At 77.9% G+C, this 14,642-nt stretch carries 15 protein-coding genes; 10 read left to right on the top strand and 5 right to left on the bottom strand.

Annotated elements, in window-relative coordinates; translation table 11 throughout:
• Positions 1-868: metal ABC transporter substrate-binding protein (locus G6556_RS10230; RefSeq protein ID WP_166940971.1), on the top strand; the 868-nt coding region annotated here is incomplete at its 5' end.
• 106 nt (positions 869-974) lie between these two features.
• Here the strand turns inward: G6556_RS10230 and G6556_RS10225 are convergent.
• Together G6556_RS10225 and G6556_RS10220 are read right to left on the bottom strand one after the other, a co-directional pair.
• Positions 975-1,244: a Rho termination factor N-terminal domain-containing protein gene (locus G6556_RS10225; RefSeq protein WP_166940969.1), complete on the bottom strand. Its 270-nt coding sequence runs from the start codon at positions 1,242-1,244 to the stop codon at positions 975-977.
• A 127-nt stretch (positions 1,245-1,371) separates the two neighbouring features.
• Entirely contained in the window at positions 1,372-2,478 is a 1,107-nt protein-coding gene (locus tag G6556_RS10220; protein WP_166940967.1) for a GTP-binding protein, read from the bottom strand.
• A 52-nt stretch (positions 2,479-2,530) separates the two neighbouring features.
• Between G6556_RS10220 and rpmB the strand changes: the two genes are divergently transcribed.
• The 9 genes from rpmB (at position 2,531) to G6556_RS10175 (ending at position 12,218) form a co-directional block, all read left to right on the top strand.
• Complete coding sequence (gene rpmB, locus G6556_RS10215) at positions 2,531-2,767, top strand: 50S ribosomal protein L28 (RefSeq protein WP_166940964.1); 237 nt, start codon at positions 2,531-2,533, stop codon at positions 2,765-2,767.
• Positions 2,767-2,934 carry a 50S ribosomal protein L33 gene (rpmG, locus tag G6556_RS10210; protein WP_147795911.1) on the top strand — a complete coding sequence of 56 codons (168 nt, stop codon included), beginning with the start codon at positions 2,767-2,769 and terminating at the stop codon, positions 2,932-2,934. The genes rpmB and rpmG overlap by 1 nt, the downstream gene beginning before the upstream one ends.
• On the top strand, positions 2,934-3,239 hold the full coding sequence (gene rpsN, locus G6556_RS10205; protein ID WP_166940962.1) for a 30S ribosomal protein S14: 306 nt from the start codon (positions 2,934-2,936) through the stop codon (positions 3,237-3,239). Before rpmG ends, rpsN begins: the two co-directional genes overlap by 1 nt.
• Before the next feature lie 10 nt (positions 3,240-3,249).
• Positions 3,250-3,513: a type B 50S ribosomal protein L31 gene (locus tag G6556_RS10200; protein ID WP_166940960.1), complete on the top strand. Its 264-nt coding sequence runs from the start codon at positions 3,250-3,252 to the stop codon at positions 3,511-3,513.
• On the top strand, positions 3,510-3,632 hold the full coding sequence (gene ykgO, locus G6556_RS10195; protein ID WP_034227039.1) for a type B 50S ribosomal protein L36: 123 nt from the start codon (positions 3,510-3,512) through the stop codon (positions 3,630-3,632). Before G6556_RS10200 ends, ykgO begins: the two co-directional genes overlap by 4 nt.
• Positions 3,632-3,802, top strand: a complete 171-nt coding sequence (gene rpmF, locus G6556_RS10190; RefSeq protein ID WP_166940958.1) for a 50S ribosomal protein L32 — start codon at positions 3,632-3,634, stop codon at positions 3,800-3,802. Before ykgO ends, rpmF begins: the two co-directional genes overlap by 1 nt.
• Positions 3,803-3,953: 151 nt before the next feature.
• Positions 3,954-4,604 carry an alpha/beta family hydrolase gene (locus G6556_RS10185; RefSeq protein ID WP_166940956.1) on the top strand — a complete coding sequence of 217 codons (651 nt, stop codon included), beginning with the start codon at positions 3,954-3,956 and terminating at the stop codon, positions 4,602-4,604.
• Positions 4,605-4,718: 114 nt separating this feature from the next.
• Complete coding sequence (locus G6556_RS10180) at positions 4,719-7,862, top strand: S8 family serine peptidase (protein ID WP_166940954.1); 3,144 nt, start codon at positions 4,719-4,721, stop codon at positions 7,860-7,862.
• Between the two features lie 129 nt (positions 7,863-7,991).
• A complete protein-coding gene (locus tag G6556_RS10175; protein WP_166940952.1) occupies positions 7,992-12,218 on the top strand; it encodes a S8 family serine peptidase in 4,227 nt (1,408 codons plus the stop codon).
• Between the two features lie 19 nt (positions 12,219-12,237).
• Here G6556_RS10175 and G6556_RS10170 read toward each other — a convergent pair whose 3' ends face one another.
• The 3 genes from G6556_RS10170 to G6556_RS10160 are packed head-to-tail and all read right to left on the bottom strand — an operon-like array spanning position 12,238 to position 14,559.
• Positions 12,238-12,717, bottom strand: a complete 480-nt coding sequence (locus G6556_RS10170; RefSeq protein ID WP_166940950.1) for a heme-degrading domain-containing protein — start codon at positions 12,715-12,717, stop codon at positions 12,238-12,240.
• A gap of 58 nt (positions 12,718-12,775) precedes the next feature.
• Positions 12,776-13,456 (bottom strand): class I SAM-dependent methyltransferase, encoded by a 681-nt coding sequence (locus G6556_RS10165; RefSeq protein ID WP_166940948.1) that lies wholly within the window; start codon positions 13,454-13,456, stop codon positions 12,776-12,778.
• Positions 13,457-13,512: 56 nt separating this feature from the next.
• Positions 13,513-14,559 carry an FAD-dependent oxidoreductase gene (locus G6556_RS10160; protein ID WP_166940946.1) on the bottom strand — a complete coding sequence of 349 codons (1,047 nt, stop codon included), beginning with the start codon at positions 14,557-14,559 and terminating at the stop codon, positions 13,513-13,515.
• Positions 14,560-14,642: the final 83 nt, after the last annotated feature.

Here is a 14,642-nt window from a genome sequence, read left to right as displayed (position 1 = left end):
CCTCGCGCTCACCGCGGGACTCGCCGCCTGCTCCCCCGCCGGCGGCGACGACCGGCACGACGTCGTCGCCGCGTTCTACCCGCTGCAGTTCGTCGCCGAGCGCGTCGGCGGCGAGCACGTCACCGTCACCTCCCTGACCCCGCCCGGCGGCGAGTCGCACGACCTGGAGCTGTCGCCGAGCGCGGTCTCCGGCCTCGGCGACGCCGACCTGGTCGTCTACCTGTCCGGCTTCCAGGCGGCCACCGACGCGGCCGTGGCCGCCACCGCCCCCGCGCGCGTCGTCGACACCGCCGAGGCCGCCGGGCTGGAGGTCGGGCCCGACGGCGTGGCCCCGGGCGCCGGCAGCAGCCTCGACCCGCACTTCTGGCTCGACCCGACCCGGCTCGCGGACGTCGCGCACCAGGTCGCCGGCGCGCTCGCCGAGGTCGACCCGGCGCACGCGGCCGACTTCACCGCCGCCGCCGACGACCTGGTCGCCGAGCTCGACGCCCTCGACGCCGAGCTCGACGCGGGGCTGGCCGCCTGCCGCGGCGCCACGCTCGTCGCCTCGCACGAGGCGTTCGGGTACCTGGCCCAGCGGTACGGGCTGCACCAGGTCGGGCTGAGCGGCATCGACCCCGAGGTCGAGCCGTCGCCCGCCCGGCTGCGCGAGGTCGCCGCGACCGTCGAGGCCGAGGGGGTGCGCACGCTGTACTTCGAGACGCTGACCAGCCCCAAGGTCACGCAGACCCTCGCCGAGGACCTCGGCGTGGCGACGGCCGTGCTCGACCCCCTGGAGGGGCTCGCCGAGGACGACGACCGCGACTACCTCGACGTGATGCGGGACAACCTCGACGCGCTCACCACCGGGCTCACCTGCGGGGCGTGAGCCCGCCGCGCCCGCACCCGGGGCGCGCACCCACGACGACGGCGCCGGACCCCTAGGGGTCCGGCGCCGTCGTGCGGGCGTCGTGCGGGCGTCGTGCGGCGACGCGTCAGTGCGAGCGCAGCGCGTCGACCAGGTCGGCCTTGTTCATGGACGACCGGCCCTCGATGCCGATCTCGGCGGCCCGCCGGCGCAGGTCCTCGACGGTCCAGTCCTCGTAGGAGCCGGACTCGCCGCCCTTCTTCCCGACCGACGACCGCCCGCGCGCCGCCGCGGCGTTGGCGATGCGGGCGGACTTCTCCTTGCTGTTGCCCTCGTCGCGGAGCTCCTCGTAGAGCCCCTTGTCCTTGACGCTCGGACCCGGGTCACGGCGCGGCATGGCGACCTCCTCGATCTGGACGACCTCCGGTGCTCACGACGATGCCCCCGGCCGGCGGCCTCCGCATCCGGAGCCGCGGACGGCCGCGCACGCGGGCCGGGAGCGCGCGGGCCGGAGCACGCGACGGTCAGGCCGTGCGGTCGCCGAGCCAGGGCGCGAGGACGTCGTCCGCGCCGAGCCAGGGGTGCAGCCCCCGCGCGTGCTCCTCGGCGGTCAGCAGCACGTCGTCGAACGCCGCCAGCAGGTCGGCCCGGACGTCCTCGACGCCGGTGAACACGAGCCGGGTCGCCGCCGGTCTGCGGCCCCAGGTGCCCAGCGCACCCACGCTGAGCTGACCGCCCGCGCCGTCCCAGACGCACACCGAGTCCGGCCGGGTCGGCACCCAGAAGTGCCCGCGGCTGCGGTGCCGGCCCTGACCGAGCCGGGCGACCTCCGCCACGAGCCGCTCGGGGTGCAGCGGGCGGTCGGCGCGCAGGTCGAGGGTCCACACCCCGTGACTCGTGGGGGCACCCGGCACCGGGGCCGCGTGCCGGGGGTCGAGCCGGCGGTCCCCCGCCCGCACGTCGTGCGCGCCGGCGAGCAGCGCCGCGACGTCGGCGGCGTACACCCCGTCCACCCGGCGGCCGTCGGCGGCGCGGACGTGGTCGAGCAGGTCGGACGCGACCGGGTGCTCCGCGGGGTCGCCGGCGACCAGCACCACGTCGGCGTGCCCGACCTGCGCCGCGAGCGCCTCGCCGACCGCCCGGCCGTCGTCCGCGGTCAGCGCGAGCCCGCGCTCGTCCAGCAGGTCGTCGCCGAGCAGGTCGTCCTCGAAGGTCGCCAGATCGAGCGCCGCGACGACGCCGGCGAGCCGGAGCGAGCGCAGCCCGCCGCCGCGCCGGACGGCCCAGCCCAGCGCGCGGGTGACCGGTACGGACTCCGCCGACACCGGCAGCGCGAGCAGCACCGCGTCCCAGCGCGGGTCGCGGGCGAGCCGCTCCAGGGTCGGCACGGCGTCCTCGCGCACCGAGCAGCTCAGGCAGGCGTGCTCCAGCGGGACCAGCACGTCCTCGACCACCCCGGACGCGTCGGCGACCACCCGGCGGATGCCGCCGCCGTCGGGGCCGTCGACGATGTCGTGCCGCAGCACGACGGTCCGGGGCCGGTCGACGACGACGCCGAACGCGACGGCGTCGCGGAGCAGCGGGTCGACGGTGGCGAGCACGAGCAGGGGCTTCAGGTCGCGTCGGGACATGCGGCCAGCCTAGCGCTTGTCGCGAACGATTCTCATTACCTATGATGCTCGCATGTCCGCTCACTGCCAGGTCCTGGGCACGTCGCCCGGGTTCGGCCACGCCATCTCTCACTCGCACCGGCGCACCAAGCGCCGGTTCGACCCGAACATCCAGCGCAAGCGCTACTGGGTGCCCTCGCTCGGGCGCCACGTCACGCTCACCATCAGCGCCCGCGGCATCAAGACGGTCGACAGGCTCGGCATCGAGGTCGTCGTCGCCCGGATCCGCGCGCGTGGGGAGAAGGTCTGATGGCCCGCGCCGCCGACGTCCGCCCGATCATCAAGCTGCGCTCCACCGCGGGGACCGGCTTCACCTACGTCACCCGCAAGAACCGCCGCAACGACCCCGACCGCCTCGTGCTGAGCAAGTACGACCCGGTGGTGCGGCGGCACGTCGACTTCAAGGAGGAGCGCTGATGGCCAAGAAGAGCAAGATCGCCAAGAACGAGCAGCGCAAGGAGGTCGTCGCCCGGTACGCCGAGCGCCGCCTCGAGCTCAAGGCCGCGGCCGTGAACCCGCACCTGTCGAAGGCCGAGCGCGTCGCCGCCCGGGCCGCGCTGCACGCCCTCCCCCGCGACGCGAGCCCGACCCGCGTCCGCAACCGGGACGTCGCCGACGGCCGGCCCCGCGGGTACGTGGGGACGTTCGGGCTGTCCCGCGTGCGGATGCGGCAGATGGCGCACCGCGGCGAGCTGCCCGGTGTCACGAAGTCGAGCTGGTGAGGAGACCGACATGAAGCAGGGCATCCACCCCGAGTACCGACCCGTCGTGTTCCGGGACCTGAGCGCGGACTTCGCGTTCCTGACCCGGTCGACGATCACGTCCGACAAGACCGTCGAGTGGGAGGACGGGCACACCTACCCCGTCGTGGACGTCGACGTGTCCTCCGCGAGCCACCCGTTCTACACGGGCCGCTCCCGCGTCCTGGACACCGCCGGCCGCGTCGAGAAGTTCCGGCAGCGCTATGGCATCACCGCCCCCGAGGAGACCCGATGAAGGTGCGCGCCTCCCTGGCGTCCCTGAAGAAGAAGGAGGGCTCGATCGTGGTGCGGCGCCACGGCAAGACCTTCGTGATCAACAAGAAGAACCCGCGCTGGAAGGCGAGGCAGGGCTGATGGCCGTCCCCAAGCGGAAGCTCTCGCGGTCGAACACCCGCGCCCGCCGATCCCAGTGGAAGGCGACCCCGGTGCCGCTCGTGACAGCACGCACCCCCGACGGCCGGCTGGTCGAGGTCCCGCGCCGCCTGCTCCGCGCGGTCGAGCGCGGGCTCCTCACCCCGCGCTGACGCCCGGCGCACCCGGAGGCTCCGCCACGGGATCGTGGTGCTCCACGGACCACCACGATCCCGCGCGCCCACCTGCAAGACCCGTGGGAGCCTCCGAACCGATGCGCCGGGCGCGGACGCCGTCGCGCGAGGCGCCGGTAGCGTGCCGTGCGTGAGCCCCGACGTCTCCGTCCTCGACATCGACACCCCGCAGGGGCTCGCGCGGGCGCACCTGCACCTGCCCGCCGGGGCCGCGCCCGGCGCCGACGGGCGCGTGACCGTGCCCGGTGCGCTCGTGCTCGGCCACGGCGCGGGCGGCGGCGTCGACGCCCCCGACCTGCGCGCGGTGACCGCGGCCGCGACCGCGCTCGGCCTCGCGGTCGCGCTGGTCGAGCAGCCGTACCGCGTCGCCGGGAAGCGGGTCGGCCCGCGCGGCCCGGCCCTGGACGAGGCCTGGACCGCCGTCGTCGCGGACCTGCGCGCCCGCGCCCTGGACGCGCCGCTGGTCACCGGTGGCCGGTCCGCCGGGGCCCGCACCGCCTGCCGCACCGCGTCCGCCACGGGCGCGGTCGGCGCGCTGTGCCTGGCGTTCCCCACGCGGCCGCCCGGTCGGCCGGACTCGCCGAGCCGGCTCCCGGAGCTCGACGGCGCGGGCGTCCCGGTGCTCGTCGTGCAGGGCACCACCGACCCCTACGGCACCCCGCCGCCGGCACCGGACCGGACCGTCGTCCCCGTCGCGGGCGACCACGGCCTGAAGAAGGACACGCCGGCCGTCGCGGCGGCCGTCACCGCCTGGCTCCCCACGGTGCTGCCGCTCGGCTGAACCCGGCGCGTTCACCCGTTCGGCTGACGGGGCACCGCTCCCGTCAGGTCGGCGCCCAGCCTGCCGATGAACGGGTGTCCGTGCCAGGGGGCGCGGCATCGAGGGGGGAGCGCCGTGCGCCGCATCATCCGGACCACCGTGGTGCTGGGGGTGACGGCGAGCCTCTCGCTGGCCGCCTGGCCGACCGCCCTCGCCGCGCCCGACCCCGGGCCCGACGCCGTCGCCGACCCGACGACCGCCGACGCGCCCGACCGCTCCGGGTTCGACGCGCTGCCGCCCGCGGGCTCCGACGCGGCGACGGCCGCGACCGACCACGTGCTGGTCCGGTTCGCGCCCACCGCGGGGGCACGTCAGCGCACCGCCACCCTGTCCGCCGAGGGCGTCACCGCCGGCGATCCCGTCACGGGCACCGGGTTCGTCGAGGTGCCGGTCGGGGACGCCGACCCGGCGGCGCTGGTCGCCGCCCTCCAGGACGACCCGACGGTGGCCGAGGTGCAGCTCGACCACGTGCGCTCCGCCGCGCGGTGGACCGACGACCCGCTGACCGAGTACGCGTGGCCGTACCTCGACCTGCTGCGCCTGCCGCGCGCGTGGGACCAGGCCACGGGCGCCGACCGGGTCATCGCCGTCCTGGACACCGGCGTGGACGCGCAGCACGAGGACCTCGCGGGCCGCGTGGTCGCGGGCTACGACGTGGTCAACGGCGACGCCGACCCCGCGGACGACCAGGGCCACGGCACCGCCGTCGCGGGCGTCGCGGCCGGCACCGGCGACAACGGCCGGGGCAGCGTCGGCGCCGCGTTCGGCGCCAAGGTCATGCCGGTCAAGGTGCTGGACGCGGCCGGCGACGGCTACGACTCGCAGATCGCCGCCGGCATCACCTGGGCCGCCACGCACGACGCGGACGTCATCAACCTGTCCCTCGGCGGCCCGGACCCGTCGCCCGTCATCCGCGCCGCGATCGTGGACGCCGTGGCCGGCGGCGCGGTCGTGGTCGCCTCCTCCGGGAACGGCGGCAGCGAGGCGCCGATGTACCCCGCCGCGTACGCCCCCGAGATCGACGGCCTGCTCTCCGTGGGCGCCACGGACGACAGCGGGTCGGTGACCGAGTTCTCCTCCTGGGGCGACACGGTGACGGTGGCGGCCCCGGGGTTCCAGATCATCGCCCCCGGCGCCGGCGGCGGGTACGTGGCCGCCAGCGGGACGTCGTTCTCCGCGCCCCTGGTCAGCGGCGTGGCCGCGCTGCTCGCCCGCCCGGACCGGGCACCCGCGTCGGTGGAGTCGGCGATCGTGTCGACCGCGCGCGACGCCGGCCCGCGCGGGCGGGACCCGTACTACGGCGCCGGCGTGGTGGACGCCGCCGCGGCCCTGGACCTCGGCACCTCGACGCCGCTCGAGCGCGCCGCGGGCGACGGCGGCGCGGACGACACCGCGACGGGCACGGTCGCGCTCGCGCTGGCGACGCCCACCCGCGCGGCGCTGACCCCCGAGGGCGACCAGGACTGGTACGCCGTCACCGCGGCCGAGGCCGGCTGGTTCTCCGTGACCGTCACCCCGTCCGACCCCTCCTGGCCGACGACCCGGCCGCGGGTGACCGTGCTGGCCGCGGACGGCGAGGTGCTGGCGAGCGCCCAGGCGGTCGACACCGGCGACACCCTGCGGCTGCCGGTCCCCGTGCCGGTCGCGGGGGCGCTCCGCGTCGGCGTGTCCAACGTCGGCGGTGCGGTCGGGGACGCGTACACCCTGGACGTGCGCCGGGCCGCGGTCCCGCCCGCGGCACCCCTGGCGGGCACCGGGTCCGACGCGTGGGTGGTCGGCTCCTCCGTGCGTCCGCACCAGGCGGGGGTGGACGGCAGGCCGACGTTCACGGTGCCGGTCGGCCGCGACCTCGCGCCGGACGCCGTGTCGGCGACGACCGTCCGGCTGGTCGACGCGGCCAGCGGGCGCGCGGTCGACGCCGCCCGCGGGTACGACGGCGCGACCCGCACGATCGCGCTCACGCCCTCGGCCGACCTCACCCCCGGGCAGCACTACCAGCTCTGGGTCGGCGGGCTCACCGACGCCGACGGCGCCGTGCAGGCCGAGCCCTTCCGCGTCCCGTTCACGGCCGGCGCGGACGGCTCCCGGTTCACCCCCGTCACGCCCTGGCGCGTGCTCGACACCCGCAACGGCACCGGGGGCTTCGGCCCGGTCCGCCCGGGCGCGCCGCTGCACGTCGAGATCGGCGGCGCGGTCGTCCCGCCCGACGCGACGGCGGTCGTGCTCAACGTGACGGCCGTGAACCCGGGCGGGACCGGCAACGTGCGCGTCTACCCGACCCCCGCCGGCGCGGGCACGCCGCCCACGGTCTCGAACCTCAACGTGGTGCCCGGGACCGACCAGCCGAACCTCGTGACCGTGGCGCTCGGCAGCGACGGGCAGGTCTCGTTCGCCACCGACGGGACCACGGCGCACCTGCTGGCCGACGTCGCCGGCTACTACCGCGAGGGCGGCGCCACCGGCTACGAGCCGGTCGACCCGGTCCGCGTCATGGACACCCGGGACGGCACCGGGGGCGTCGCCAAGGGTCAGGTGCGCGCCGGGCGCTGGGTCGACCTCGTCGTGCGCGGCCGCGCGGGCGTGCCCGCCGACGCGTCGGCGGTGGTGCTCAACGTGACCGCCGTCCAGCCCACCGGGAAGACGAACGTCCGGGTGTACCCGGCGCCCGCCGCCTCGGAGGACCAGTCCCCGCCGGTGGTGTCGAACCTCAACGTGTACGGCGGCCGGGACCAGCCCAACCTGGTCACGGTGGCCGTCGGCGACGGCGGACGGGTGCGGTTCTACACGCAGACCGCCGGGCTGAACCTCGTCGCGGACCTGGCCGGCTACTACGCACCGTCCGGCAGCCACGGGTACGTCCCGCTCACCCCGACCCGCATCGCGGACACCCGCTCGGCGCTCGGGATCACCGGCGGCGCGCTGCAGCCCGGCGTGCCCGCGGCGCTCACCGTGGCCGGCCGGGCCGGGGTGCCCGCCGACGCCGCCGCGGCCGTGCTCAACGTGACCGCGGTCCGCCCCGACCGGCTGTCGAACCTGCGGATCTACCCCGCGAGCGCGGGCGGCGCGGTGCCGCTGGTGTCGAACCTCAACGTGGTGGCCGGGCGCGACGAGCCGAACCTCGTGATCGCCCGGCTCGGCACCGGCGGGGCGGTCTCGGTGTTCTCGCAGACCGCCCGCACCGGGGTCGTCGTCGACGTGGCGGGGTACTTCCGCCGCTGAGGTCCGGCGTCCCCCGGTAGGCCGTCCGGGGGACGCGGGACCGAAGGCCCCCGCCGCCGCCCGGGCGCACGCCATGATGCGTCTGCCCGGGCCACGGCGGCACGGCGCGGAGGAGGCGCTGTGCGACCGTTGACCAGGACCGTCGTCGCGCTCGGCGTCGCCACCGCCGTGTGCGTGACCGCGACGCTCCCCGCCGCCGCCACGACCCCTGCCGGGCCGTCCCCGGCACCCGCCGTCGCCGCCCCGGTCCTGGCCGCCCCCGCGGCGGACGGGGCGGACCCGGCTGCGCCGCCGGCCCTGGAGGCCACCGCGACCCCGCACGTCCCGACGCCCGCGGGCGACACCGTCCTCGTCCGGTTCGCCGACGGCACCACCCCCGACGCGCAGGCGGCGGCGCTCGCGGCGGCCGGCGCCGGGGCCGGTGTCCCGGTGCCCGGCACCGCGTACCTGTCCGCGCCGGTCGCCGGCGGGGACCCCCGGGCGGCGGCCGCGGTGCTGTCCGCCGACCCCGTCGTCGCCGCCGCGCAGCCCGACCTCGTGCGGTCGGCGACCGGCTGGTGGTCGGACCGCTGGGCGGACTGGGCCGCGGACTACCTGGAGCTGATGCGCGTCCCGGAAGCGTGGGTGACCGGCACCGGGGCCGGGCAGGTGGTCGCCGTGCTGGACGGGGGCGTCGACCCGCGCCACCCGGACCTGCGCGGCCGGCTGGTGCCCGGCCGGGACGTCCTCGACGGCGACGACGACCCCACCGACCCCGGCTGGCACGGGACGGCGGTCGCGTCGCTCGTGGTGGCCCCCTCGGGTGACGACGGTGCTGGCACCGGCGTCGCGCCGGGCGCCCGGGTGATGCCGGTGCGCGTCCTCGACGCCGCCGGCCGGGGCACCGACGCCGACATCGCCGCCGGCGTCGCGCCGGGCGCCCGGGTGATGCCGGTGCGCGTCCTCGACGCCGCCGGCCGGGGCACCGACGCCGACATCGCCGCCGGCATCGCCTGGGCGGCCGGGCACGGCGCCGACGTGCTGGTGCTGCCGCTCGGCGCCCCCGGGGAGGGGCCCGTGCTCCGCGACGCGATCCGGGCGGCGGTCGACGCCGGCGCGGTGGTCGTCGCCGCGAGCGGCAACACCGGGGACGACAGCCCGGTCTACCCCGGCGCGTACGCGCCCGAGGTGGCGGGCATGGTCACCGTCGCGGGGACCGACGCGACCGGGCAGGTCACCCCCTGGTCCTCCTGGGGCGACGCCGTCTCGGTCGCCGCGCTCGGCACGAACGTCCTGGTGCCGGCACCCGGGGGGAACACCGGGTACCGGGCGGCCACCGGCACCTCGTTCTCCGCCGCCCTCGTCGGCGGCGTCGCCGCGCTGCTCACCGCCCGGGGGTCCACACCGCAGCAGGTGGAGGCCGTCCTGACGTCGACGGCCCGGGACGCCGGCCCGCTCGGTCAGGACCCTTACACCGGCGCGGGTGTCGTGGACGCCGGGGCTGCGCTCGGCCGGGGCGCCGGCACGCCGCTCGGGCGCGTCGGGACCCCGGAGACCCCCGGCGACTCGCTGCCGCTGCGCGCCCGGCCGCTGGCGCTCGGCGCCGCCGTGGCGGGGACGGTCGACACCGTCGGCGACGTGGACTGGTACCGGGTGCCGGTGAGCGCACCGGGGGCGTACGCCGTCGTCGCGACCAGCGCGGCGGGCGCGGAGGCCACTCAGCCGCGCGTGACGGCGCTCGCCGACGACGGCCGGCAGCTCGCGACGGGCGACGCACCCGCGCTCGGCGGGGCGGTCCGGGTCGTCGCGCCGGTGGCGGGGACGTCCGCCGTGCGCATCGGGGTCGCCACCACCTCCGGCTCCCGGGGCGGCTACACGCTCACGGTGACGCGGTTGGGCAGCGCCACCCTGACCCGGGTCCCCGGACCCGCGCTCGGGGCGGCGCCCCGGGCGGTCGTGGTCACGGACCTCAGCGCCGACGGCCGGGCCGACGCGGTGACCGCGCTGCTCGGGCGGCCGGTGTCCGACCCCGCCGCCGTCACGCTGCACCCCGGCACCGGCGACGGCGGCTTCACGACGCCCGTCCCGGTGCCGACCGGCGGCCTCACGGGGACGGTGCTCGGCGTGGCGGGCGCGCGCGACGGGCTCGTGGTCACGACCACGGACGGCGCCGTGCTCGTGCGCGCCGGCGGGGCCCCGGTCGCCGGCACCCCGCTGCTCGCCCCCGGCCTCGGCGCGCCGGTCGTCACGGACGTCGAGGGCGACGGCACCGAGGACGTCGTGACGTCCGGGGCGGCCGGCACGCTGGTGCTGCGCGGCGACGGGGCAGGCGGTCTGGCGGCCCCGGCCGTCGTCGGCCCCGCGCTCCCCGACGTCCAGGCCGCCGACCTCACCGGCGACGGGCGGGCGGAGCTCGTGGGGCTGGACGGCCGGGTGCTGCTGCAGCAGGCGGACGGCACGTTCGTCCCCGGCGCCACCGTGCCGGACCCGGGGAAGGTCGGAGCCCTCGACGTGGTGCTCGCCGACGTGACGGGCGACGACCGGGTCGACCTCGTCCGGCTCTACCTCCTCGGTGCCGTGCACGTGTGGCCCGGGCGCGGCGACGGCACCTTCGGCAGCCTGGTCCTCTCGACCGCGGTGACCGCGGCCCGTCGGATCGCCGTCGCGGACGTGACCGGCGACGGCCGCGCGGACGTCGTGGCGCGCAACCAGACCTTGGGGGAGGTCGCCGTCCTGGAGCAGTCGCCCACCGGCGCCCTCGAGCGCGGCTGGCGCGTCACCGTGCCCGAGGACGCGACGACGGACGGCGAGCCGCTGGCGGTCGGAGACCTGACGGGCGACGGGCGCGCCGACGTGGTGGTGACCGGGGCGACCCTGGACGTCCTGGTCTCCGCGCCACCGGCCCGGGGCGGCACCCGGGCGGTGGTCCTCGACTCCTCGGTGACCCCGCACGAGGCCGGGGTCGCGCCGCGACCGGTGCTCACCGTGACGCTGGGCCCCGGGGTGCCGGCCGCGGCGGTGACCGCGGACACGGTCCGCCTGCTCGACGCCGCCGGCGCGGACGTCGCCGTCACGCGCGACTACGACGCGTCCCGCGGCCTCGTGACGGTGCGGCCGACCGCCGACCTCGGCGCCGGACGGCACTACCGCCTCGAGGTGCGCGGGCTCGTGGACGACGCCGGCGCGGCCCAGGAGCGGCCGTTCCGCACCTGGTTCACCGTGGGCGCCGACGGCGACCGGTTCACCCCCGTCACGCCGGTGCGCGTCCTGGACACGCGGCACGACTGGGGACCCACCGCCGCGAGACCCGTGCGCCCCGGCGCACCCGTGCGGCTCGACCTGCCCCGCGACCAGGTGCCCGCCGGCGCCACCGCCGTCGTCCTCAACGTGACCGCGTCGGCCCCCACCGGCCCGGGCAACGTCCGGGTCTACCCGACGCCGACCCGGCCGGGCCCGGTGCCGACCGTGTCCAACCTCAACGTCGTCGCGGGCACGGACCAGCCGAACCTGGTCACGGTGTCCCTGGGCGCCGACGGCTCCGTCACCCTCGCGACGGACGGCACCACCGCGCACCTGATCGCCGACCTGGCCGGGTACTACAGCCCGGGCGGCGCGACCGGCTTCGTCCCGCGGGACCCGGTGCGGGTGCTGGACACCCGCACCGGCACCGGCGGCGTCCGCGCCACCCCGGTCCCGAACGGCGGGTGGGTCGACCTGCAGGTGCGCGGGCGGTCCGGCGTGCCGGCGGACGCCGCCGCGGTGGTCCTCAACGTCACCGCCGTGCACCCGTCGATGTGGACCAACGTGCGCGTGTACCCGACGCCGGCCTCGACCGAGGACCAGGAGCCGCCGGGCGTCTCGAACCTCAACCTGGTCCCGGGACGCGACCAGTCCAACCTGGTCACGGTGCCGGTCGGCGCCGACGGGCGGGTCCGGTTCTACTCGGAGACCGCCGCCGTGCACCTCGTCGCGGACCTGGCCGGGTACTACTCCCCCACCGGTGACCACGGCTACGTCCCGCTCACGCCCACCCGGATCGCGGACTCCCGGTCGGGCCTCGGCCTGCGGGGCGGCGCGCTGCAGCCGGGGACGCCGGTGCGGCTGGCCGTCGCCGGGGCCGGCGGGGTGCCGGCGGACGCCGCCGCGGTGGTGCTGAACGTGACCGCGGTCCGCCCCGACCGGCTGTCGAACCTGCGGGTCTACCCCGCGAGCGCGGGCGGTGCCGTCCCGCTCGTGTCCAACCTCAACGTGGTCGCCGGGCGCGACGAGCCCAACCTCGTCGTCACCCGGCTCGGCACCGGCGGGGCGGTGTCGCTCTACTCGCAGACCGCCCGCACCGGGGTGGTCGTCGACGTGGCGGGGTACTTCCGCCGCTGACGCCGCCCGCCGTCGGCCGTCAGCCGTCGAGGAACGTGCGGACCGCCTCCGTCACCAGGGCGTGGTCGTCGGCCTGCGGCAGCCCCGACACCGTCACCACGCCGACCACGCCGACGCCCTCGACGTGCACGGGGAAGGCGCCGCCGTGCGCGGCGTACTCCTGCAGCGGCAGCTCGTGCACGGCGCCGAACGTCGTCCCCTTCGCGCGCGCCCGCAGGCCCTGCAGGTACGACGAGGTGCCGAACCGCTGGACGACGCGGACCTTGCGCTCGATCCAGGAGTCGTTGTCGGCGACCGTCCCGGGTCGCGCGGCGTGGAACAGCTGCTGCGTGCCGCGGCGGATGTCGACCGTGACGGGCAGGCCCCGCTCGGTGGCCAGCCGGACCAGCAGCGTCCCGAGCTCCCACGCGTCGTCGTTGGTGAAGGTGGCGAAGCGCAGGTCGCGCTCCTGCCGCTCGACCTCGGCGATCAGGGCCCGGACCTCGGTGTCGTCGCTCATGGGCGCGATCCTGCCACCCGCCGGCGCCGGCGGGTGGCAGGGACCGCCACCCGGGCGGTTAGGCCCGGCGCACCGCCCGGACGACGGTGTCCCGGATCGTGATCGCACGCCCGTCCGGGTCCGTCGCCGTCCGGGGCCGGGCCTCGGCGACCGGCACGTCCCACGCCGCCGGGTCGAGCGCGGCGACGACGTCCTCGGGGTCGAAGAACAGCTCCGGGAGGTCCGGGCGGCCGATGGTCGTGCGCAGGTCGCTCGCGTGGTGCGCGACGACGAGCAGGGTGCCGCCCGGTGCCACGGCGCGGGCCATCCGCGCGAACGCCACCGCGCGCACGTCCGGGGGCAGGTGCAGGAAGTGCGTCGTCACCAGGTCGTAGGCGCCGTCCCCGGCGTCCCAGGTCGCGATGTCCACCCGCTCGGTCCGCACGCGCGCCGCGACCTCGGGACCCGCCGCCGCGGCGGCGGCCTCGACCCGGTCGAGCGCCGTCCGCGCCAGGTCGACCGCCGTCACCGACCACCCGCGGCCGGCGAGCCAGAGCGCGTCCCCGCCCTCGCCGCACGCGACGTCGAGCGCGCGCCCCGGCGCCAGGTCGCCGACCTCGTCCACCAGCTGCGGGTTCGGGCGGCCGCTCCACACCTGCGGCGCCGAGCGATACCGGTCCTCCCAGAACTCCCGGTCGTGCCGCACCTCGCCCGGGTGGCCCCCGTGCCCGTGCCCGGCTCCGTCGTGCTGCTGCCCCATGCCCCGCTCCTCCTCGTCCCGGCCGCCGGTCCGCCCGTCGGCCCTCGTCGCGCCCGTCACAGCCCGACCGCCCCGCCGCCGGACCGCAGTGCCGCGACCTCGCGCTCCGCCCGGCCGGAGAACGGCGCCACCTGCTCCGCCCGGTACCGCGCCACCGCGGCGTCGGCGTCCTCGGCCCCGAGCTCGGCGACCAGCGCGGCCCCGGCGGTCAGCCCTGCCGCGGCGGCGACCTGCACCTGGGCCATCAGGTCGGTGACGTTCCCCGCGACCCGCACCCCCGGGACGGTCGTCGACCCGTCCGGCTGCGCCACCACGCGGGTGCCGAGCACGCGCTCGCCCCGCGTCACCGGCTCGGTCGGCAGCCCCAGGCCCGCCAGCCCGTCGAGCCGCGCGCCCATCCGGGTGGCGACGACCACGGCGTCGCAGGCGAGCACGGTGCCCGTCGCGAGCCGCACGCCGGTCAGCACGTCGTCGGCGACCTCCAGGCCGGCCACCGGGCCGTCGACCACGCGCACGCCCAGCGCCGCCAGCCGCTCCCAGTCGGCGTCGGACAGCCCGTCCCCGCCGGCGCCGTCCGCCGCGCCGCCCAGGAACAGCGTCACGTCCGCAGTCCACCCGCGCCACAGCTGCGCCTGGTGCACCGCCACCGGCCCGGAGCCGAGGATCCCGACCGCCCGGTCCCGGACCTCCCAGCCGTGGCAGAACGGGCAGTGCAGCACGTCGCGCCCCCAGCGCTCGGCGAGCCCCGGGACGTCCGGCAGCCCGTCGACGAGCCCGGTCGCGACCAGCACCCGGCGCGCCCGCACGACCCGCCCGCCCGCGAGCGCCGCGGTGAACCCGTCGCCGTCCCGCCGGACGTCGACCACCCGGTCCTCGACCACCTCGGCGCCGTAGCCCTCGACCTCGGAGCGCCCGCGGGCGAGCAGCTCGGCGGGCGGCAGGCCGTCCAGCCCCAGGTAGGCGTGCATGTGCGCCGCGGGCGCGTTCCGGGGTGCGCCGTCGTGCACCACCAGCACGCTCCGCCGGGCGCGCGCCAGGGTGAGCGCGCCGCCCAGCCCGGCCGCGCCGCCGCCGACCACCAGCACGTCGTGCTGCTCCGTCACCATGGGGTCCTCCGCCCTGTCGTCGTGGTGACCACGGTGCGCGCCTCGCTGCGAGGTTGACAAACGTTGTTGCCGGACCGGCA

The sequence above is a fragment of the Cellulomonas sp. IC4_254 genome (assembly GCF_011603975.1).
In the GTDB taxonomy this organism is placed as follows: domain Bacteria; phylum Actinomycetota; class Actinomycetes; order Actinomycetales; family Cellulomonadaceae; genus Cellulomonas.
This window is presented reverse-complemented; position numbering and strand designations above follow the sequence as displayed.

Bases quoted from the DNA above. Each gene is read 5' to 3' on its own strand.
- G6556_RS10225 (WP_166940969.1), bottom strand. From the start codon at position 1,244: ATGCCGCGCCGTGACCCGGGTCCGAGCGTCAAGGACAAGGGGCTCTAC.
- G6556_RS10220 (WP_166940967.1), bottom strand. From the start codon at position 2,478: ATGTCCCGACGCGACCTGAAGCCCCTGCTCGTGCTCGCCACCGTCGAC.
- rpmB (WP_166940964.1), top strand. From the start codon at position 2,531: ATGTCCGCTCACTGCCAGGTCCTGGGCACGTCGCCCGGGTTCGGCCAC.
- rpmG (WP_147795911.1), top strand. From the start codon at position 2,767: ATGGCCCGCGCCGCCGACGTCCGCCCGATCATCAAGCTGCGCTCCACC.
- rpsN (WP_166940962.1), top strand. From the start codon at position 2,934: ATGGCCAAGAAGAGCAAGATCGCCAAGAACGAGCAGCGCAAGGAGGTC.
- G6556_RS10200 (WP_166940960.1), top strand. From the start codon at position 3,250: ATGAAGCAGGGCATCCACCCCGAGTACCGACCCGTCGTGTTCCGGGAC.
- ykgO (WP_034227039.1), top strand. From the start codon at position 3,510: ATGAAGGTGCGCGCCTCCCTGGCGTCCCTGAAGAAGAAGGAGGGCTCG.
- rpmF (WP_166940958.1), top strand. From the start codon at position 3,632: ATGGCCGTCCCCAAGCGGAAGCTCTCGCGGTCGAACACCCGCGCCCGC.
- G6556_RS10170 (WP_166940950.1), bottom strand. From the start codon at position 12,717: ATGAGCGACGACACCGAGGTCCGGGCCCTGATCGCCGAGGTCGAGCGG.
- G6556_RS10165 (WP_166940948.1), bottom strand. From the start codon at position 13,456: ATGGGGCAGCAGCACGACGGAGCCGGGCACGGGCACGGGGGCCACCCG.